Annotated in this window: 9 protein-coding genes and 1 pseudogene; 5 read left to right on the forward strand and 5 right to left on the reverse strand. The window is 62.0% G+C overall.

Going from position 1 to position 21,202, the window contains the following annotated elements:
• Window positions 1-343: 343 nt before the first annotated feature.
• Window positions 344-850 (reverse strand): hypothetical protein, encoded by a 507-nt coding sequence (locus tag LPH33_RS17805; protein WP_229565293.1) that lies wholly within the window; start codon window positions 848-850, stop codon window positions 344-346.
• A 796-nt stretch (window positions 851-1,646) separates the two neighbouring features.
• On the opposite strand from LPH33_RS17805, the gene LPH33_RS17810 reads away from it, so the two are divergent.
• From LPH33_RS17810 to LPH33_RS17825, 4 genes are all read left to right on the forward strand, one after another.
• The gene (locus tag LPH33_RS17810) at window positions 1,647-3,041 is read left to right on the forward strand and encodes an IS1380 family transposase (protein WP_229565294.1); all 1,395 of its coding nucleotides are present in this window, start codon (window positions 1,647-1,649) and stop codon (window positions 3,039-3,041) included.
• 540 nt (window positions 3,042-3,581) lie between these two features.
• Window positions 3,582-5,156 (forward strand): IS21 family transposase, encoded by a 1,575-nt coding sequence (gene istA, locus LPH33_RS17815; RefSeq protein WP_324256216.1) that lies wholly within the window; start codon window positions 3,582-3,584, stop codon window positions 5,154-5,156.
• A complete protein-coding gene (gene istB, locus LPH33_RS17820; protein WP_159418243.1) occupies window positions 5,153-5,923 on the forward strand; it encodes an IS21-like element helper ATPase IstB in 771 nt (256 codons plus the stop codon). The genes istA and istB overlap by 4 nt, the downstream gene beginning before the upstream one ends.
• Before the next feature lie 194 nt (window positions 5,924-6,117).
• Window positions 6,118-7,608: a wax ester/triacylglycerol synthase domain-containing protein gene (locus LPH33_RS17825; protein ID WP_229565296.1), complete on the forward strand. Its 1,491-nt coding sequence runs from the start codon at window positions 6,118-6,120 to the stop codon at window positions 7,606-7,608.
• Between the two features lie 286 nt (window positions 7,609-7,894).
• Here the strand turns inward: LPH33_RS17825 and LPH33_RS17830 are convergent.
• Window positions 7,895-9,060, reverse strand: a protein-coding gene (locus LPH33_RS17830; protein ID WP_229565297.1) for an IS3 family transposase whose coding sequence is annotated in 2 segments (ribosomal slippage) — window positions 7,895-8,785 and window positions 8,788-9,060 — 1,164 coding nt in all. Because the reading frame shifts where the segments join, the coding sequence is not laid out codon by codon here.
• A 69-nt stretch (window positions 9,061-9,129) separates the two neighbouring features.
• Here LPH33_RS17830 and LPH33_RS17835 point away from each other — a divergent pair.
• Window positions 9,130-9,432, forward strand: a pseudogene (locus LPH33_RS17835) (IS1634 family transposase); the annotation flags it as partial.
• Window positions 9,433-9,839: 407 nt separating this feature from the next.
• Here LPH33_RS17835 and LPH33_RS17840 read toward each other — a convergent pair.
• The 3 genes from LPH33_RS17840 to LPH33_RS17850 all read right to left on the reverse strand — a co-directional run bounded on the left by LPH33_RS17840 (window position 9,840) and on the right by LPH33_RS17850 (window position 21,016).
• Entirely contained in the window at window positions 9,840-10,706 is an 867-nt protein-coding gene (locus LPH33_RS17840; RefSeq protein WP_229565299.1) for a glycosyltransferase, read from the reverse strand.
• Window positions 10,707-10,898: 192 nt separating this feature from the next.
• On the reverse strand, window positions 10,899-11,888 hold the full coding sequence (locus LPH33_RS17845) for an alpha/beta hydrolase family protein (RefSeq protein WP_324256217.1): 990 nt from the start codon (window positions 11,886-11,888) through the stop codon (window positions 10,899-10,901).
• 164 nt (window positions 11,889-12,052) lie between these two features.
• Window positions 12,053-21,016, reverse strand: a complete 8,964-nt coding sequence (locus LPH33_RS17850; protein ID WP_324256218.1) for a non-ribosomal peptide synthetase — start codon at window positions 21,014-21,016, stop codon at window positions 12,053-12,055.
• Between the last annotated feature and the right edge of the window lie 186 nt (window positions 21,017-21,202).

The following is a 21,202-nucleotide window of genomic DNA, read 5'->3' on the forward strand; positions in this document are numbered from 1 at the left end:
CGCAGGGATGAAGGTTCCGTCGTCGACGACGAACCGGTAGTCCACCCACACGGTCACAGGCCGGCCCGCGGCCTCGACCGCATTCCGTGGGCGGACTGAACTGACACGGCCGTCGAGGATCGCATGCACGTTGATTCCGTCATAATCGACGGGGATCGGATCGCGCTCAGACATGGCATCGGTTGCGGCACCATCTACCCAATGGCACGACCCATAGGTGATAAGTCGTCACGAGCATCCGCTCTTGGGGACTCCGCACCAGGCGAAAAGGTGAATCTCACACCCCGCAGATATCGCGTTGTCTGCTGAATTGCTGTCAGTTCGAGTGTGGATGCGGCAAGAGCTACCGGTTTCCGGGCCGGTAAGCCCAGGATGGGATCCGGTTCGACACGGCCCGGTGGGATTGGATGGTGTTGTCGATATTCTGGTAGCGGTGGACTTCCATGTCGGGGGCGTCGCCGTCGCCGATGGATGATCCCCGATGGACGTGCTCGTACTTCGATGTGCCGAAGAATCCCTCGATCACACCATTGGTTTGCAGCGATCGACCCGGGTCCGCACATGCCGAAGCAACGGATCGTCGCTGGCGAACAGTTCGGCGAACGTGCCACTGCGAAAGCACGGAGACCAATGCGATCGATGCCGGAGCCTGGCCGGTCACTGTGCCGATGTCGTCGACGGCATCCATCAGTCCGCGGTCATTGCGCAGGTCGTCGAGGTCGAGGATCCGCTGTGCTTCGGCTACTGCGAGGCCGACGCACGCCACGGTGTCGGCTTCAGTCGAGGTCGGGGTCACGGTGATTGCAAGAGAATATCTGGTGGCGTAATCGACGACCGCGCAGATCGCCACATTCCGTCACCGGTGGTCTGGAACTCGGAGCGGCCGGTCTGCCGCACCGATTCGTGACCGTCAGTGGGTTCGTGGACACCCTCCGCCGCAGTTTCTCCCACGCCCGGCGGTCGGCGCGGAACCCGACCGGCAACAGCAGTCCGCGGCGGCGCAGGCCACGTAGCGGTCGACTTTCGGTGCTGGTCACGGTCATTTGCACGGTTCTCCGGCGCGGCGTCAAGCGAGGCGGCGGCGGTAGGTGCGTTCGGCGATTTGAGCCAGTGGTGCAAACCTCGAACTGGGAGCCCGGCTTCCTCTTTCAGCGATTCGAGGGTTGCGAATGGACCTGACCAACCCGCTTCGCGCCGTGCTGCCAGATCCGCAGTTGCACCGCAACTTCCGTCAACGCAACTTGAGCTGTTCGTTCTCACTGCGCAGACGTCGCTCCTCGACTGTGCGGTGCCCGGCCGGTCAGGACAGTTCTTCCTCAAGCCGCTGCCCGCTGGTGTTGAAGAACTGCTGTTCTTACTTCGACAGCGACATGTCCGCCACCCCATGCCGGCAAGTAGCCTCGGCGTCGCTCATCTCTCCGGACAACGCCGCCGGCACGACCCGCGTCTTGACCTTGACTGGAATCTTCGTCCGCCGTGACCTCGCCGCACGACTACCCCTCCTGACCCGTGGCCGAATCATTAACCTGCCGCTTTCACGGTAATTCTTGATTGCAGGGTATCGTGAACGAAGAATGGTGCCCTGAACTGCAAAAATATGACTTGTCTAGGGTCATGTCCGCCGCAGTTCGAGGAGCACCATTCAGGTGAGCAAGTCTACGTCCCCCTACCCCCATCTGTCCGCATCGGCCACCGGAACCGGTGTCGTGTCGCACGCCGGAGCGGTCCTGCTGCTGCGCACCGCGGAGAAGACCGGCCTCGCTGCGGCGTTGACGACCGAACTCGCACCATATCGAAAACCGCTGGCCCGACACGATCCCGGCAAGATCGTGCTCGATCTCGCGACAGCACTGGCACTCGGCGGAGACTGCCTCGCCGACATCGCGCAACTGCGTGCTCACCCGGAAGTCTTCGGACAGGTGGCTTCCGACCCGACCGTCTCCCGCCTGATCGGCGTGTTGGCCGCCGACGCCGATACCGCACTCGCCGCGATCGGACGTGCCCGCGCCACCGCCCGCACCCATGCCTGGACTGCCGCCGGTACGTCGGCTCCCGACCATGCCATCGACGAGCACCATCCGCTGGTCCTCGATATCGATGCCACCCTGGTCACCGCACATTCCGAGAAGGAACAGGCCGCCCCGACGTTCAAGCGAGGCTTCGGTTTCCATCCGTTGTGTGCGTTCGTCGACCACGGCGCCGACGGCACCGGTGAACCCGTCGCGATGCTGCTGCGGCCGGGGAATTCGGGGTCGAATACCGCTGCCGATCACGTCACCGTGGTGCAGGAGGCACTGGCACAGTTGCCGTTCGACCCGGGATACCGGGTCGGGAAGAAGGTGCTGGTGCGTATCGACGGCGCCGGCGGCACCCACCACCTGATCGAGTATCTGACCAAGCGCAGGCTCTCGTATTCGGTGGGGTTCGGATCGACCGACGCCCATGCCGAGGCGATCGATCTGGTCCCGGAGCGAGCGTGGACACCGGCCTACGACGCCGATGGGCAGGTCCGCGACGGGGCCTGGGTCACCGAGATCACCGACCTGCTCGACCTGTCGTCGTGGCCGAAGGGCATGCGGGTGGTGGTCCGGAAGGAGCGCCCGCATCCGGGTGCGCAGTTGCGGTTCACCGATCGTGACGGGCTGCGCCTGACCGCGTTCGTGACGAACACCCGAAGCGGGCAACTACCCGATCTGGAGTTGCGGCACCGGCGTCGGGCTCGGTGTGAGGATCGGATCCGGGCAGCGAAAGTCACTGGGTTGCAGAATCTCCCGTTGCACGGGTTCGATCAGAATCGGATCTGGTTGGCGCTCGTGCAACTTGCGTGTGAGCTGCTCGCGTGGATGCAGATGCTCGCGTTGACCGATGTCGCGGCGCGGCGGTGGGAACCGAAACGGGTGCGGCTGCGGTTGCTGTCGATCGCGGGGAGGATCGCCCGGCATGCCCGTAAGGTTCGGCTGCGGCTGGCCGCATCGGCTCCGGATGTCGAGGTCATCATGGCCGGACTGAGTCGTCTCACCGCGTTGCCTGCACCCACGTGACCTGCACGTATCTGCTTCATCGAGACGGAAGGACACCTTTCCGGGGCCGTGGACCCCGGCGTGACCCGACCGGCTCGGGTGCTCGAGCGTGGGTGCACACCGGATCTGCGGTCTCCACACCCAATCCGAAGCCGCTCAGGCCGGCACGCGGGACTCAAGAAAGATTGAGGTTAAACTCCGGTATCCTGCCAGGAAATCTGACGCACGAGAAGAGGCCTATCGGCTCGTAGCTGACAAAATCCTGCGCGTAAGGGCCCGCCGCCGGTGCGGTGTCCAGACCTGTCTGGTGCTACCCAGTCGTTGTTCACCCGCCCCAAAAAAAGTTTACGACGATCGTGCGTCACTCCATACCATCCAGTGCGTGCAAGCGGACATGCCAATCTCCCTATAGGCGGACAGGTTCGTCCCTGCTGACGGACAGCTGATCTCCCTTCCGATGGACACGGGGGCCGGCGGTGTGTCGGTCCTGACACAGACGCCCCTCCGGGGTTTTGCTCGAGGTCTTCGACCACCTACGAGCAACTCCCACCGGAGGGACGCATGAAGAAGTCTGACAGGGACATCATGGAAATTCTCGAGGCCTACGACACCACCGGCAACGCGCACTCCGCAGCGCAGCTGGCCGGGGTCGATCCGAAAACCGTCCGACGCTACGTCGCCGCCCGAGACGCCGGTATGCCGCTGACCGGCCCGTCGCGACGGCCACGCATCATCGACGACTACATGCCCAAGATCGAAGAATGGGTCGAGCGCAGTAAAGGCAAGGTCCGCGCCGACATCGTCCACGAACGCCTCGTCGATCTCGGTTTCGACGGCACCGAACGCACCACCCGACGCGCCGTCGCAGATGTGAAAGCAGCATGGCAGGCCGGCCATCGCCGCACCTATCGACCGTGGATCACCGAGCCCGGGTTGTGGATGCAGTTCGACTGGGGCGACGGCCCGAAAGTTCCTGGCCCGGGCGGGGTTCTACGCTCGACCTTGTTGTTCTGCGCCTGGTTGGCATGGTCCCGCTACCGGGTGGTGATCCCGGTCTGGGATCAGACGTTGCCGACGTTGATCGCGTGTCTCGACGCCACGGTGCGTCGCTTCGGCGGAGTCCCGACCTACGCGTTGACCGACAATCCGCGCACCGTGAGCATCGATCACATCACCGGAATCCCGGTGCGGCATCCGCAGATCGTCGAGACCGCCCGCCACTACGGCATGACCGTGCACACCTGCATCCCTTACGATCCGGAATCGAAGGGCGGCAGCGAAGCAACCGTCAAGATCGCCAAGGCCGATCTGGTGCCCACTGACGCGAATCTGCTGCCGGACTATGTGTCGTTCGTCGAACTCGAGGCGGCCTGCGAGCGGTTCTGCGCCACCGTCAACGGCCGTCGGCACCGCGAAAGCGCCCGCATCCCCACCGAGGCGGTGGCCGAGGAACGCGCCCGCCTGCACACCCTGCCGGCCAGCCCGCACACCCTGGCACTGGGCACCACCCGCAGTGTCGGCACCGACCAGACGATCCGCTTCGGGTCAGTGCGGTATTCGACCCCGCCCGGGTTGGTCGGCTCCGAAGTGCGGGTGCGCGTTGCCGGCACCGAACTGGTCGTCGTGGCCGATCTCGATGCCCTGCCCCGGGTTCCGGACTGGGCTGAGAACAGACGGGGTTTGAGTGAGGTTGCCCGGCATCTGCTTTCGACACCGGGCAACCCGCAGATCGACCCGGCGCATTATCCCGATCATCCGCAGGATCCGGACGGGTCACCGAAGCCGCCGGTCCCGAAGGCTCGCTCCGCGGCCGAGGCCCGGTTCCTCGACCTCGGCCCCGGTGCGCACACCTGGTTGATCGCCGCGTCGGCGGCCGGGACGGTCCGGATCCGGGCGAAGATGACCGGCGCGGTCGAGTTGGCCGCATTTGTCGGCGCCGCCGCCGTCGATGCCGCGTTGGCGGTCGCGGCCGAGGCCGGCCGCTTCGCCGACGGTGATCTGCCGGCGATCGTCGCGCATCACACCGCCACCGCAGCCGAGACCGGGCTCGTCGTCGCCGACGAGGCTCATTCGGTCCAACCCGGCACCGCGGCCTGGGCGGGATTCGGTGCCGCCGGAACCGGAGTCGGGTCATGAACGCCTCTGCACCACCACTACCCGACGATCTCATCGCCGTCCTCAAACGGATGCGGCTACCGTATCTCCGCGCCGCCGCACCGGAGGTGCTGGCCACCGCCAAAGCGCAGCGATGGGATCCCACCGAGGTCCTCAAGGTTCTTCTCGACGAGGAGGTCCGCGGTCGGGATGAGGCGACGAAGGCGATGCGCCGAAAAACTGCAGGGCTTCCCGCGGGCAAGACGTTTTCCTCCTGGCGCGAGACGGATTCGTCGATCCCGCTACCCACCCAGCACGCTCTGGCCACGTTGGAGTGGGTGGGGCGTGCCGAGAATCTTGCGGTCAGCGGGCCGTCGGGAACCGGCAAGACCCACTTCGTCGAGGCACTCGCGCATGCGGTCATCGACGCGGGGATGCGGGTGTCCTGGTTCAGTCTCGAATCGTTGACCGCCGCGATCGGGCGGGCTGCGGTGGACGGATCGATCACCAAGACCATCACCCGCATCACTCGCGCCGAGATGATCGTCGTCGACGATATCGGCATGCTGCCGTCGGGGCAGGCTGCTGCCGAGGCGTTCTACCGTCTCGTCGACGCTGCCTATGAGCGGCGCAGCGTGGTGGTGACCAGCAACCTCCACCCGTCCGGCTTCGACACGATCATGCCGAAGACCCTAGCCACCGCCGCCGTCGACCGATTGCTGCACCATGCGCATGTCGTGATCACCGAGGGCACCTCACTGCGGCTGCAGGACGCCACCGCCGGACGCGGGGTGATGCCGTTGACCTGACCTGGTGCGGGAGATCGGCTGACCGCCGACAGGGAGATCAGCTGTCCGCGCGCAGGGACATGACCTGTCCGCCTACAGGGACGCTCTCATGTCCCTTGACAGTGCGCGGTCCGGACGAACTACAGCGTAGATTTTCGATCCGCCTACTGGTTCAATCGAACGGCTACGTCCTGCCTAACCCCGGGAGTCATTCGATGACCAGTCACATGGCACCACAGCTCGGCGCACGCGATGCCTTCTACCTCTTTTTCGAAGAAGCCGACATGGACACCCCTCGAGTGATCACAAACTTCTTCGTCTTTGACACCACAAGTAGTGCGCATCCTATCCAGACACGGGTAGACGCGCTGGCATGGCTGAGTGAACGCTTGCATCGAGCTCCGGTGCTACACCGGCGTCTGCACAGGATAACCGCAGACCTCGACTACCCTTATTGGGTGGATTCCAGCATCGATCTGGAGCAGACCACCCGGTTCACCACCATCGGTTGCACGACGCGCCGTGAATTGCATCGCCGACTCGAGGCAATAATAGAACGTCCTATCGATCTCACCCTGCCTCCTTGGGAGATCGAAATTCTCGCCGATATCGAAGGCGTGTCGGACCTTCCCAGGCGGGCGACGATTGTTGCCCTGCGGGTACATCACGCTCTAACAGATGGTCTAGGGTGCACCCAAATCGCTCGTGCACTATTCAGCGACCATCACGTCACCGCTCAGCCCGAGCCTGCAGTCAAGGTCAAAAATCCCGCGATGGCGCTCGTGAGCCTGCCAGCCCATTTTGCGCAGTATGGCATTTCTCTGGTCCACGCGCTTCGCGCTCGGAGATCACTCTCGCTGATGGCGCGCACCGGGACTATTAAACTGCCAGAGGCAGATCGGCCACGCACCTTAATCAATCAGAAAGAAAACAGCGAGCAAAGGCTGGGACGCGTCCAGCTAAAATTGCAGGATGTTTCCACTCTCGCTCACATTACCGGTACTTCGATAAACGATGTCATACTAAGCGTCGTTTCCGGCGCTTTACGCGAATTCCTTTCAGAAACCAGCTACCTTCCAAAGTGTTCCTTAGCGGCACGAGTTCCTCGATCGATCCGCAACCAATACAACGTCCCGGCAGCAAATAAGATCACAGCAATGCATATCGACCTCCACACGAATGAGGCCGATCCCTTAACCCGGTTGCACCTCATACACAACTCGTCCAAGTGCGAGAAAGAGCGCACCGATCTTTCCGAAACAAGGACGATTGAAGCATTCATGGATCGCGCACCATCTATTGCAGCAAAGCTAACCGTCCATCGTTGGCTGCGTCAGAATTACAAGACATCCTCGGAAAATGTCCCACTATCCAACACGGCGGTTTCCAACGTTCCTTTCGGTCCCGCAATCGGGATGAATTTTGGCGACAGCCCTGCAATCGGAGTGTTCTTCACGCTACCCTCTCGTCGAGAATGGGGAATAGGGCATGCAGTGTCATCCCTCGGCGATGTTCTCAATATCGCATTTTGCGCCAACACAACGGTAATGGACGACGCCGTAGAGTATGAGAGAAAGCTCAGTTCCGAGTTTAACCGACTGCAATCCTCCGTATTCCCAAGCCAGGAAAGGACAGGCGTCTTTCCTGAGACTATCGCGAATAGGACCACAACGACCCTTGACGATCGGGACGCGCGGATCAATTGATTGACGGCGCTCGAAGGATGGGCGGTTCTGCCCCGCATTCTAGATATCATTGCAGCGCTCAGGACGATTGAGAGTTTAGCAACACGTCGAATAATGTTGTCGGCAAGCAGTCCTGGAAGACTCAGCGCGGTCGTCGTTGAATTCGTTCTCGACGGCCCGCCAGGTGTTCTCATGAGCGCATACTTAAGTCGGTACCTTTCCTCCGCTCCTGTTTTCTCTTTCGCTGTAGCGTCACACGCACCCACGGGACTGATGGGACTGCTGCACGATCGGGTGACAGTTTCGGTCACGCAGCCTGTGCGGCTGGTGTGGTCATGATCGTCTCGAACTCGACAGGCGTCAATCTGCCGAGCCTGAGCTGACGTCGCCGGCGGTGATAGGTCCGCTCGATCCAGGTCACGATCGCAATGCGTAGCTGCTCGCGTGTGGCCCAACGCTGCCGGTCGAGGACATTTTTCTGTAGGAGCGCGAAGAAGGACTCCATCGCGGCGTTGTCGCCGGCCGCACCGACCCGGCCCATCGATCCGACCAGATCGTGGCGGGCGAGGGCTCGGACGAATTTCCGGCTACGAAATTGCGACCCACGATCGGAGTGGACCACACACCCGGCGACCGAGTCCCGCCGTGCTACTGCGGATTCGAGGGCGGCGACGGCAAGCCGGGACTTCATCCGATCACTGATCGAGTAGCCGACGATCCGGTTCGAGTAGACGTCCTTGACCGCACACAAGTAGAGCTTGCCCTCCTCGGTGCGATGCTCCGTGATATCGGTGAGCCACAACCGGTTCGGAGCCTCCGCGGTGAAAATGCGGCCGACGAGATCGTCGTGCACCGGTGGCCCGGAACGGCCGCTCTTCGAGCCACGTTTCTTGCCGAAGGAACTCCACCACCGGTTCTCGGAGCAGATCCGCCAGGCCGTGCGGTCCGATATCCGCTCACCGGCATCGCGGGCCTCGTCGGCGAGGAATCGGTAGCCGAACTCCGGGTCCTCGCGATGGGCGTCGAACAGGGCATTCGCCCGATACGCTTCCTCGAGTTCGGCGTCGGTGACCGGGTCGGCGAGCCATCGGTAGTAGGGCTGGCGGGCGAGCTCGAGGACCCGGCACGACACCGCGACGGGGATCCCGTCCGCGGCGAGCTGTTTCACGAGCGGGTAGAGCCTTTTCCAGGAAGATTCGCCTGCGACAGATACGCGGCAGCCCGGCGGAGCACCTCGTTCTCCTGCTCGAGCAGCCGGATGCGTTTACGTGCTTCCCGCAGCTCGGCGCTTTCACCGGCAGTGGTGCCGGGTGTGATGCCGTCCTCGACGTCGGCGGCGCGCATCCAGTTGGTCAGGCACGATTCGCTGATGCCGAAGTCCGCGGCGATCTGCCGCAGGTGCTGGCCCGGTTCGCGGTTGCGGGCCACACGGACGACGTCGTCGCGGAACTCTTTCGGATAGGGCTTGGGCACGGGGTCCATCCTTCCAGCAGTGCCTCACGGCACCACAGTTCAGATGTCACCTATCCGTGCAGCAGTCCCTACCACGACCTGTGGCATGTCGAGCAGTCGTTTCGCATGTCGAAAACCGACCTGCGGGCACGGCCGATGTTCCACCACACCCGCGACGCGATCGAAGCCCACCTCACGGTCGTCTTCACCGCACTCGCGATCGCCCGCTATCTCCAGGCCGAGACCGGGACTTCTCTTCGCTCCCTGGTCCGGACCCTGCGCCCGCTCCAGGAAATCACCATCACCATCGCCGGCTACCCCCACACCGCTACCGACCCCCTCGACCCGGACGCGGTCCGCATCCTCACCGCGCTGGGTCTACCGACTCGGTGATCGGAGCGGGCACTAAATCTGTGCAAGTCAGGCCTAACTCAGGTAGAAGGGCCCGCGTCGGGCAGGGCCCCTGGGCGGCATTGAGGGAACACAGCTGCAGTGGCCGTGCCTACTCATGGGGATCACCTGAACTGCCGCGACGGTCTCGCGGTGCTCCGCATGGTTCCGCACTTGAAGGTCAGCACCGCTTTGATCGCGATCAACCGATCATTGCCATGAACGGTGCCGTTCAGGACATTTGCCCGCAGACCCCGGCCGTTGAACCCCAGATCTAAAGCCCCTTCAAGTCCGAATCGCACTTTAAGTCAATACCTCAATTAAATCCGAACGTGCCGAAACTTAAATTTCATGCATTCGACGAGCAGTTTCACGATCCACTTCGAGGACGGCATATCCGCTGAGATCCGCTATCTCAGGTCAATCGGCATTGCACGACTTGAATAGTCGCTAACCTGCCTACGCAAAGAAAATCTACCAATAGCCGGATCATAAAATTTGTAACTCATGTAAACGAATGCGTGACACCACCATTGCAAACGCACAATTCGACGAACCTTAGGTGTCAACAGACCATGCAAATTAAAGGTTGCAAAGCCAGATTCGATATATCGCGTATACTCAGAAGGTGGCGTATAGGCGCGGCGTGGCGATATATCCACGAACATAGCATCCAGTTGAGAAATTTCGAGTTTGTTTTTCCGTAAACATAATGCCAGATCTAAATCTTCGTGAACCACCGGGTCCAGGCTCACGCTCTCGCGAACGCGTTCCCACGCGGATTTACGGAGGGCCATGTTCGCCCCATGCAGGTTACCTACTCGTTTTTCGCCTCCATAAACTCCGACTTTGACCAAAAATTTTACAAATAAACCCTTGACGGCACGAAAGGGTGAATCGTAAGAATTATTCAATCCGCATATAGCACCGACCTTCGAAGAATCTTCGCGGACAAAGTACTCCAGCACCGTTTTTGCCCAACCTGGTCGAACTCGAGTATCCGCATCAATTCGCCCAATGAATTCGCCAGAGGCTGCTTCGAAACCCGCATTTCGCGCAAAAACAACACCCGGTCGCTCCTCAAAGACGCGACGCACGATTGGATACTCGGCAGAAATACTGTCGACTATTTGGGCCGTTCCGTCAGAGGAGTTATTGTCTACTACCAAAATCTCATGGATGTCCTCATGTTGCTCAAGCAGCGCTTCCAGACACTTACGAATGTAATTCGATTCGTTATGCGCGGGTACGACCACAGTTAATTTACCTTCTTGCATTTCTTGATAGTACCAGGAGTGGCTGGCCAGCACAGCGCATGGCGTTCACGCTCCCGCCGTTTGACGCACGTCACGATCGATCCCACGCCAGCTTTTCAGCACGCGTCAAAGAAATGCATAGACACTTTCGAATAGCAAGAAACCCCCCCTCAGAATATTCCGAAGGGGGCACCTCAGCTGTTACGCAAGCCGCTAAAGTCCAAGAGACTTCTGCAGGACCGGCCAGGAGTCCTTGAGGTCATCTTGCCAGTATCCCCACGAATGGGTACCCGGCTCCCCGAGACTGTATGTCGCAGGAATCCCCAGTTCCTCCAGGCGGGATTTCAAATTGTGCGTGCAGTAATTGGTCGCCGCTTCGATTACTCCACCTATCACAATCTGGTTTGCCAGCATATCCCCCTGCCCCTCGATTTGCGGACCATCGAGGGTGTCGTAACGACCGGGAAGGCCGGTCTTATTTGAGATGTATAATTCAAGTCCACGTAGCTTTTCGGCATTCACGTACGGATCGTTCTCGGACCAAGCAGGATCATCCAGCTCCCCCCACATATTGCGAGTGTCACCACCTCCCCAGGTTTCAACGACGAGTTTGACGAATTGTTGCCCGATCGGATCAGAGGTCTGAGCACAGCCGCTGTAGGCCGCGACACCCTGGTACAAGCCTGGAGCTGAGATCGGAAGTTGCAGCACAGATGTCCCCGACGACGACAGACCAGCGATCGCGTTTGTACCATTGGTGCCGAGCGCCGCGTCAATAATTGGGGGAACTTCATCCGTCAAGAACGTTTCCCACTTATTTACGCCGAGGACAGGATCTTCGCTTTTCCAATCAGTGTAATAACTCCATTTCCCCCCGACCGGAGACACCACATTCACGTTCTTGTCTTTAAAAAAATCGATTGCATCGGTGCGAAAACGCCAATTCGCGCTGTCCTCGCCGCCTCCCGCTCCATTGAGCAAATATAAGGTGGGGCGTGGTTGGCTGGTGTCAGCCGGCCGCCATACGTCCAGCTTTACTTCTCTGTCCATCGAAGCCGAATACACGGTGATCATGACTTGCTGTTCCCCGCGCGATTCGACATCGGTGATCCTTGACCCGTTCGGCGCTTCCGCCACCCGAGTGACCACGTCACCATCCGGACCGGCTTCGGCGTTCGCCACACCGGTCATCGATGCAGTCATGGCTACCGCAGCAAGTACAGCACCCGCCGCTCGCTGCACTGAACGGGACCCTCTTCTGGCTTGCACCATCTTGTTCATTCACCTTCGCTGTTTACACTCGTGTCCTTGGAACACGCTGGGCTGGGTCGGGCTTTCTGTCAACATCGATGCTGAGTCGGACTATGTTACTCAGCCTCGTCTGCCTCCTCACGCCGTAACATGGTACTGATAACGGCGAAGACCTCGGATGACATCATTTTCCAATGAGTCTCGGATACGACAGTATTTCCTATGTTCCCTTCGACATACGGGAGCCAGGACGATCGCGCACGCTCGCCTGTAGGGTCGTCAGCTCCGGCGGTCACGAAGCCGACGTCTCCACGGTAGATGCCGGGCGTAGCCTGCTGAGCAAGTAGCGAATCCCGACTGGCGTTGACTATCAGCTTCGACACGAGAGTCCGCGCTCGCTCGGGATCCAGGCCGTATGTTTCGACAACCGCATCAACTACCGCCGCTTCCGTGCCGTTGTTCACGTCCAACTCGGCACGGTTTAAGCCCAATCCTTTCATCACTTCATTTGTGGAAAGTTTATAAAAATCATCGACTGTAAACAACGGCATAGCGCTAAAACTGTCGATCATTATCAGGGCGCCCACTTCCGCACCATCCGCCTGCAATTGAACCGCCATTTCGTGTGCTATCACTCCACCCAGAGACCAGCCAAGTAGATCGTACGGCCCTTCCGGTGCAATTTTACGGATTTCAAGAATGTACCGTTCTGCAATTTGACGGAGAGATTCCGGATTGAAGTCAGGTGACGTCAGAGATGGAGTCTGCAGACCATAGAGCGGTCTTTCCTCTGGGATATATTTCGCAAGCCCTGAATAACACCATGCCAACCCAATAATTGGATGAACGCAGAACAATGGCCGGCCGTTCCCGGCGACGCGTAAAGGAAGCAGGACCTCGAAACCCGAATTCGAATCGTCTGTCATATTGTCCAGGCGCTCCGCCAGCCCGGCAGGTGTCGAATCGACGAAAAGCCATTGCAGCTTCATCGTCAGCCCATATTTCTTCAGCTGCGACGCGACACGGACAGCTAACAGCGAATTACCACCGAGAGCAAAGAAATCATCATCGGCACCGACCCGCTCGACCCCGAGCACCTCGGCGAACACCCCCGCGACGATCTCCTCCACCGGAGTCGACGGCGCCCGGAACTGCCGCACCTCGAACACCGGCTCCGGCAACGCCTTACGATCGGTCTTCCCCGACGCATTCACCGGCATCCGATCGAGCACCACGAACGTCGACGGCACCATATAACCGGGCAGCACCGCAGCCAGCGCCGACCGCGCCGCCTCCTGATCGAAGACCACACCACCGTCCGGCACCACATACGCCACCAACTGCTCCCGACGCACCGCCGCCACCGCCTGCGAAACGGCCGCGTGTTCGAGCAGCGCAGTCTCGATCTCGCCGAGCTCGATCCGCAGACCCCGCAACTTCACCTGGAAATCGGTACGCCCGATGTACTCGAGCTCACCGGCAGCGGTCCACCGCACCAGATCCCCCGTGCGATACAACCGCTCCCCACCGCCGAACGGCGACGCCACGAACCGATCCGCCGTCAGATCCGGCCGCGCCACATACCCACGAGCCAACTGCACACCCGCCAGATACAACTCACCCGCAACACCCACCGGAACCGGCCGCAACCGCCCATCGAGCACATAAACCCGCGTATTCCACACCGGCCCACCGATCGGCACCGACACCACATCCGCATCGGTGACCTCATGGAAAGTCACATCCACCGCAGCCTCGGTCGGACCATACAGGTTGTGCAGCCCCGCACCGGGCAACAAGGCCCTCGCCCGGGCCGCCAACGCCGGCGGCAACGCCTCACCCGAAGCGAACACATAACGCAGCGACGAACATTCAACAACCGCAGACTCCGCCACGAACACCGCCAACATCGACGGCACGAAATGCACGACCGTGACGGAATTACGCGCAATCACAGAGACGAGATAACCCGGATCCCGATGACCGTCGGGCGCCGCCACCACCAACCGCGCACCGACCTGCAACGGCCAGAAGAACTCCCACACCGACACATCGAAGGTGACCGGCGTCTTCTGCAACACCACATCATCGACGCCCAACGGATACTCGTGCTGCATCCACACCAACCGGTTCACGATCGCCGAATGCGGCACCGCCACACCCTTCGGCCGCCCCGTCGACCCCGACGTGAAGATCACATACGCCGTATTGCCCGGACACAACGCCGCAACCCGATCGGCATCGGTGACCGGCTCGGCCGAGACACCCGACACATCCAGCGTATCGATCGCCAGGCTCGGGACAGACCTCTCCCCCGGCACCACGAAACCGTCGCGTTCACAGGTGAGCACCACCACCGGCGCCGCCGTATCGAGAATGTAACCATTACGCTCGGCCGGCTGATCCGGATCGATCGGCACATACGCACCACCGGCCGTGACGACCGCGTACATCCCCACCAACAACTCCGTCGAGCGGCGCATCGCCAGACCCACCCGCACGTCAGGGCCGACACCCAACCCAATCAGATGCCGCGCAAGACGATTCACACGATCGGAGAACTCGGCGTAGGTCAGCGACTCGTCCTCGAACACCACCGCGACCGCATCCGACGTGCGCTCCACCTGCCCGGCAAACACATCCACCAGAGTCCGAACCCCACCGAGTTCGTGCTCGGTGGCATTCCACACCTCGAGCACCTCGGTGCGCTCGACCTCGTCGAGCAGATCCACATCCCCCACCGGCAGGACCGGATCGGCCACAGCTGCACCGAGGACACGGGTGAACCGATCGGCGAAGACCTCCATCGTCGCGGCATCGAACAGATCCGTCGCATAAGTCAACTCGACCAGATAACCGTCCGTGCTGTCGCCGGAAACCGTGACCTGTAGATCGAACTTCGCCGTCACCGCGCCCGCATCGACACCGGAAAGCCTCAACCCCGGCAACTCGAACACCTGCTGCGCGAGATTCTGGAACGAGAGCATCACCTGGAACAACGGATGCCGCGCCTGCGACCGCTCCGGATCGAGCACCTCCACCAACCGCTCGAACGGCACATCCGCATGCCCGAACGCCTCGAGATCACCCGCACGCACCCGTGCCAGCAACTCGGCGAACGACTCCCCCACATCGACCCGCGTCCGCAACACCAACGTGTTGACGAACATCCCCACCAGATCATCGAGTGCGGCCTCACCACGACCGGCCACCGGAGTACCGATCGCCACATCGTCGGTGTTCGCCAACCGCGCCAACACCACCGACAGTGCCGCATGCACCACCATGAACTCGGTCGTCGACGTCCGCCGCGCCAGATCGACGATCGCCGACCGCAGATCCGCACCGATCGAGAACCGATGCGCAGCACCCCGATACGACGCCACCGCCGGACGCGGCCGATCCGCCGGCAGATCCAACTGCTCCGGCACACCCGCCAGAGCGTTCTTCCAGAAACCGACCTGCGACGAGATCAGCGACTCCGGATCATCCTCCGAACCGAGCACCTCCCGCTGCCACAACGCGAAATCCGCATACTGCACCTGCAGCGGCTCCCACCGCGGAGCGTCACCCGCCACCCGCGCGGCATACGCCGTCACCACATCACGCGTGAGCGGACCCATCGAAAAACCATCCGCCGCAATATGATGCACCACCAACACCAACACATGCTCGGACTCCGACACCGCGAACAACCGCACCCGCAACGGCACCTCAACGGTCACATCGAAACCGGCACCGACGACCTCGGTCGCCCGGGCGAGCAGATCGGACTCCGCCACCGCCACCGGCGACAGATCCGGCACCACCTCCGCCACCGACAACACCTGCTGGAAACCGACACCGTCGACCTCGGGATACACCGTCCGCAACGACTCGTGCCGGCCGAGCACATCGGCCACCGCCGCCTGCAACGCCGCCACATCCAGCTCCCCGGACAACCGGATCGCCACCGGAATATTGTTCACCGCCGACCCGGTATCGAACCGGTTCAAAAACCACATCCGTTGCTGCGCCAACGACAACGGCACCCGCTCCGGACGCTCCCGCGCCACCAACGGAGCACGACCACCATCAAAAGTATGCGCCTCGACACGAGCCGCCAACGCCTCCACCGTCGACGCCTCGAACAACACACGCACCGGCACCGACGTATCCAACGCCGCACCCAACCGCGCCGCCACCTGCGTGGCAATCAACGAATTACCACCGAGAGCAAAGAAATCATCATCGGCACCGACCCGCTCGACACCGAGCACCTCGGCGAACACCCCCGCGACGATCTCCTCCACCGGAGTCGACGGCGCCCGGAACTGCCGCACCTCGAACACCGGCTCCGGCAACGCCTTACGATCGGTCTTCCCCGACGCATTCACCGGCATCCGATCGAGCACCACGAACGTCGACGGCACCATATAACCGGGCAGCACCGCAGCCAGCGCCGACCGCGCCGCCTCCTGATCGAAGACCACACCACCGTCCGGCACCACATACGCCACCAACTGCTCCCGACGCACCGCCGCCACCGCCTGCGAAACGGCCGCGTGTTCGAGCAGCGCAGTCTCGATCTCGCCGAGCTCGATCCGCAGACCCCGCAACTTCACCTGGAAATCGGTACGCCCGATGTACTCGAGCTCACCGGCAGCGGTCCACCGCACCAGATCCCCCGTGCGATACAACCGCTCCCCACCGCCGAACGGCGACGCCACGAACCGATCCGCCGTCAGATCCGGCCGCGCCACATACCCACGAGCCAACTGCACACCCGCCAGATACAACTCACCCGCAACACCCACCGGAACCGGCCGCAACCGCCCATCGAGCACATAAACCCGCGTATTCCACACCGGCCCACCCATCGGCACCGAGCCACCCTCGACACCGACGACCGCACGTGCGGTGGCGTGCACCGTTGTCTCCGTCGGACCATAAAGATTGTGCAACTGCGCATCACAGATCCGCCAGAACTGCTCGGCCGTCGAGAACGGGAAGGCCTCACCCGCCACCAAGACCGTGCGCAGCGAAACACAGTCCTCCCGCGTCACCGAGGTCGCGAACACCGCCAGCATCGACGGCACGAACGACGTCGCCGTCACCGACTGCTCCCGGATCACCCGACCCAGATACACCGGATCACGGTGACCGTCATGAGTCGCCAGTACCATGCGCGCACCCACCGCGAGAGTGCCGAACAGCTCCCACACCGACACATCGAAGGTGACCGGCGTCTTCTGCAACACCACATCCGCCGGACCCAACCCGTACTCGGCCGTGATCCACCGGATCTGATTGACCGCCGCCTCGTGCGGCACCGCCACACCCTTCGGCCGCCCCGTCGACCCCGACGTGAAGATCACATACGCCGTATTGCCCGGACACAACGCCGCAACCCGATCGGCATCGGTGACCGGCTCGGCCGAGACACCCGACACATCCAGCGTATCGATCGCCAGGCTCGGGACAGACCTCTCCCCCGGCACCACGAAACCGTCGCGTTCACAGGTGAGCACCACCACCGGCGCCGCCGTATCGAGAATGTAACCATTACGCTCGGCCGGCTGATCCGGATCGATCGGCACATACGCACCACCGGCCGTGACGACCGCGTACATCCCCACCAACAACTCCGTCGAGCGGCGCATCGCCAGACCCACCCGCACGTCAGGGCCGACACCCAACCCAATCAGATGCCGCGCAAGACGATTCACACGATCGGAGAACTCGGCGTAGGTCAGCGACTCGTCCTCGAACACCACCGCGACCGCATCCGACGTGCGCTCCACCTGCCCGGCAAACACATCCACCAGAGTCCGAACCCCACCGAGTTCGTGCTCGGTGGCATTCCACACCTCGAGCACCTCGGTGCGCTCGACCTCGTCGAGCAGATCCACATCCCCCACCGGCAGGACCGGATCGGCCACAGCTGCACCGAGGACACGGGTGAACCGATCGGCGAAGACCTCCATCGTCGCGGCATCGAACAGATCCGTCGCATAAGTCAACTCGACCAGATAACCGTCCGTGCTGTCGCCGGAAACCGTGACCTGTAGATCGAACTTCGCCGTCACCGCGCCCGCATCGACACCGGAAAGCCTCAACCCCGGCAACTCGAACACCTGCTGCGCGAGATTCTGGAACGAGAGCATCACCTGGAACAACGGATGCCGCGCCTGCGACCGCTCCGGATCGAGCACCTCCACCAACCGCTCGAACGGCACATCCGCATGCCCGAACGCCTCGAGATCACCCGCACGCACCCGTGCCAGCAACTCGGCGAACGACTCCCCCACATCGACCCGCGTCCGCAACACCAACGTGTTGACGAACATCCCCACCAGATCATCGAGTGCGGCCTCACCACGACCGGCCACCGGAGTACCGATCGCCACATCGTCGGTGTTCGCCAACCGCGCCAACACCACCGACAGTGCCGCATGCACCACCATGAACTCGGTCGTCGACGTCCGCCGCGCCAGATCGACGATCGCCGACCGCAGATCCGCACCGATCGAGAACCGATGCGCAGCACCCCGATACGACGCCACCGCCGGACGCGGCCGATCCGCCGGCAGATCCAACTGCTCCGGCACACCCGCCAGAGCGTTCTTCCAGAAACCGACCTGCGACGAGATCAGCGACTCCGGATCATCCTCCGAACCGAGCACCTCCCGCTGCCACAACGCGAAATCCGCATACTGCACCTGCAGCGGCTCCCACCGCGGAGCGTCACCCGCCACCCGCGCGGCATACGCCGTCACCACATCACGCGTGAGCGGACCCATCGAAAAACCATCCGCCGCAATATGATGCACCACCAACACCAACACATGCTCGGACTCCGACACCGCGAACAACCGCACCCGCAACGGCACCTCAACGGTCACATCGAAACCGGCACCGACGACCTCGGTCGCCCGGGCGAGCAGATCGGACTCCGCCACCGCCACCGGCGACAGATCCGGCACCACCTCCGCCACCGACAACACCTGCTGGAAACCGACACCGTCGACCTCGGGATACACCGTCCGCAACGACTCGTGCCGGCCGAGCACATCGGCCACCGCCGCCTGCAACGCCGCCACATCCAGCTCCCCGGACAACCGGATCGCCACCGGAATATTGTTCACCGCCGACCCGGTATCGAACCGGTTCAAAAACCACATCCGTTGCTGCGCCAACGACAACGGCACCCGCTCCGGACGCTCCCGCGCCACCAACGGAGCACGACCACCATCAAAAGTATGCGCCTCGACACGAGCCGCCAACGCCTCCACCGTCGACGCCTCGAACAACACACGCACCGGCACCGACGTATCCAACGCCGCACCCAACCGCGCCGCCACCTGCGTGGCAATCAACGAATTACCACCGAGAGCAAAGAAATCATCATCGGCACCGACCCGCTCGACCCCGAGCACCTCGGCGAACACCCCCGCGACGATCTCCTCCACCGGAGTCGACGGCGCCCGGAACTGCCGCACCTCGAACACCGGCTCCGGCAACGCCTTACGATCCAACTTCCCATTCGGCGTCAACGGCACCTGCTCGAGCACCACCACCGCAGACGGCACCATATGGCGCGGCAATGAGCGATTTGCGAGATCGAGCAGTTCCGCAGCGTCGAGCTTACTCTGCGGCTCGAACTGCACATACGCCACAAGGACCGTGTCCCCGCTCGGGCCAGGACGAGCCTCTGTAACCGCGAACGTCACTCCTGCTATTCCTGCAAGTACAGCGTCGATCTCGCCCAACTCGATACGGAGGCCCCGAATTTTGACTTGGAAGTCACTGCGGCCGACGATTTCAGTCGATCCATCGGCCGACCTCCGTGCGAGATCGCCGGTACGGTACATTCGCGCGAAACGGGAGGCCACAGAATCGGTCGACGTCATGTCCACGAATGGGTTCGCAACGAATCGCGCAGACGTCAGAGCCGGACGATCGTGATAACAACGCGCGACCTGTGCCCCCGATACGTAGAGCTCCCCTACAACACCTTCCGGTACGGGCTGGAGCCGTTCATCGAGAAGATAGGAAAGCACCCCGTCCAGCGAAGAACCGATCGGAGTTCCCGATCCGACTGAGAGGGGCTCCAGATTGGTGGCTATCGTGGCTTCGGTGGGGCCGTAGACATTCACGAACCGGCGGGTCGGTGCCCACTTGTCCACGACTTCGGACGAGAACCCCTCGCCGCCTACCCCCACGACACGAAGTTCCGGCAATCGAGACGGCGTCAGGGACGCAAGCACCGAGGGTGTGATGAACGCGTGCGTGACATGATGCTGCCGCATCAAGTCTTCCAGATCCAGACCTCCGTACACGTCCGGCGGAGCGATCACCAACGCACTACTGGAAATGGCCGCCATCAGAATTTCGAGCATCGATGCGTCGAAACTCGGAGAAGCAAAATGAAGAACACGGGCCGCCGCCGAAAGCTCCATTCTCACCAACAACTGCGCGAGGAAGGATTCCAGTCCTGCATGAGTGACAACGACACCCTTGGGCATTCCGGTGGACCCGGACGTGTAAATGATCCAGACGGCGTGATCAGCTCTCAGCGGGCGGATCCGGTCGTCGTAGGTGAAGGCATCCTCGGAAACGCCGGACGTCAGCGAATCGAATTCGCCACCGTCGACGACCAGCCATGAGAAATCCTTCGGCAGGGATTCGATCTGACTGCTCACCGTCAGCCCGATAGTCGCCCGGGAGTCCTCCAACATGTAGCGAACCCGGTCCGAGGGGTACTTGGGGTCCACCGGTACGAATGCCGCCCCGGTTTTCGCAACCGCCCACACGGCCAGTACCGATTCCAACGACCTCGGGACAGCCAGCGCAACCCGGTCATCAGGACCGATTCCGCGAGCGACGAAAATCCTGGCCAACTGGGACGAGCGCCGATCGAGTTCGGCATACGATAACGTCCGGTCCCGAAAAACAGCGGCTACAGCCTCCGGAGCCCGTTCGACGGCCGCTGAAAATACCTGCGGCAGCAGAACCGATCGGCTCCGCGATGCTCGACGTGCACGCGCGGGACGTCGACGCTCCACCTTCGAAGCTCTCTCGTGCGAACGCGGACTCATCGCTGGACCACCTCGTAGGAGCGAGTCGCGTTCTTCGATCCGCGCGTCAAGCGAACCACCCTTCCCATTTGCCAAAGTTCTGGACTCCGTCTGTATGCCAGAACTCGATTTCCCCGCCGGCGTGCCACGAGATCGCCCCGTTGGTTCCCTCGGTCGATGTCGTGCACCATGGTTTGGTCGTGCTCA

Origin of the sequence: Rhodococcus sp. RDE2 (assembly GCF_020885655.1) — a bacterium.
GTDB lineage: Bacteria > Actinomycetota > Actinomycetes > Mycobacteriales > Mycobacteriaceae > Rhodococcus > Rhodococcus pyridinivorans.

Coding starts and splice junctions, on each gene's coding strand:
- LPH33_RS17840 (WP_229565299.1), bottom strand. CDS start 10,706: ATGCAAGAAGGTAAATTAACTGTGGTCGTACCCGCGCATAACGAATCG.
- LPH33_RS17845 (WP_324256217.1), bottom strand. CDS start 11,888: ATGACTGCATCGATGACCGGTGTGGCGAACGCCGAAGCCGGTCCGGAT.
- LPH33_RS17850 (WP_324256218.1), bottom strand. CDS start 21,016: ATGAGTCCGCGTTCGCACGAGAGAGCTTCGAAGGTGGAGCGTCGACGT.
- LPH33_RS17825 (WP_229565296.1), top strand. CDS start 6,118: ATGACCAGTCACATGGCACCACAGCTCGGCGCACGCGATGCCTTCTAC.
- istA (WP_324256216.1), top strand. CDS start 3,582: ATGAAGAAGTCTGACAGGGACATCATGGAAATTCTCGAGGCCTACGAC.
- istB (WP_159418243.1), top strand. CDS start 5,153: ATGAACGCCTCTGCACCACCACTACCCGACGATCTCATCGCCGTCCTC.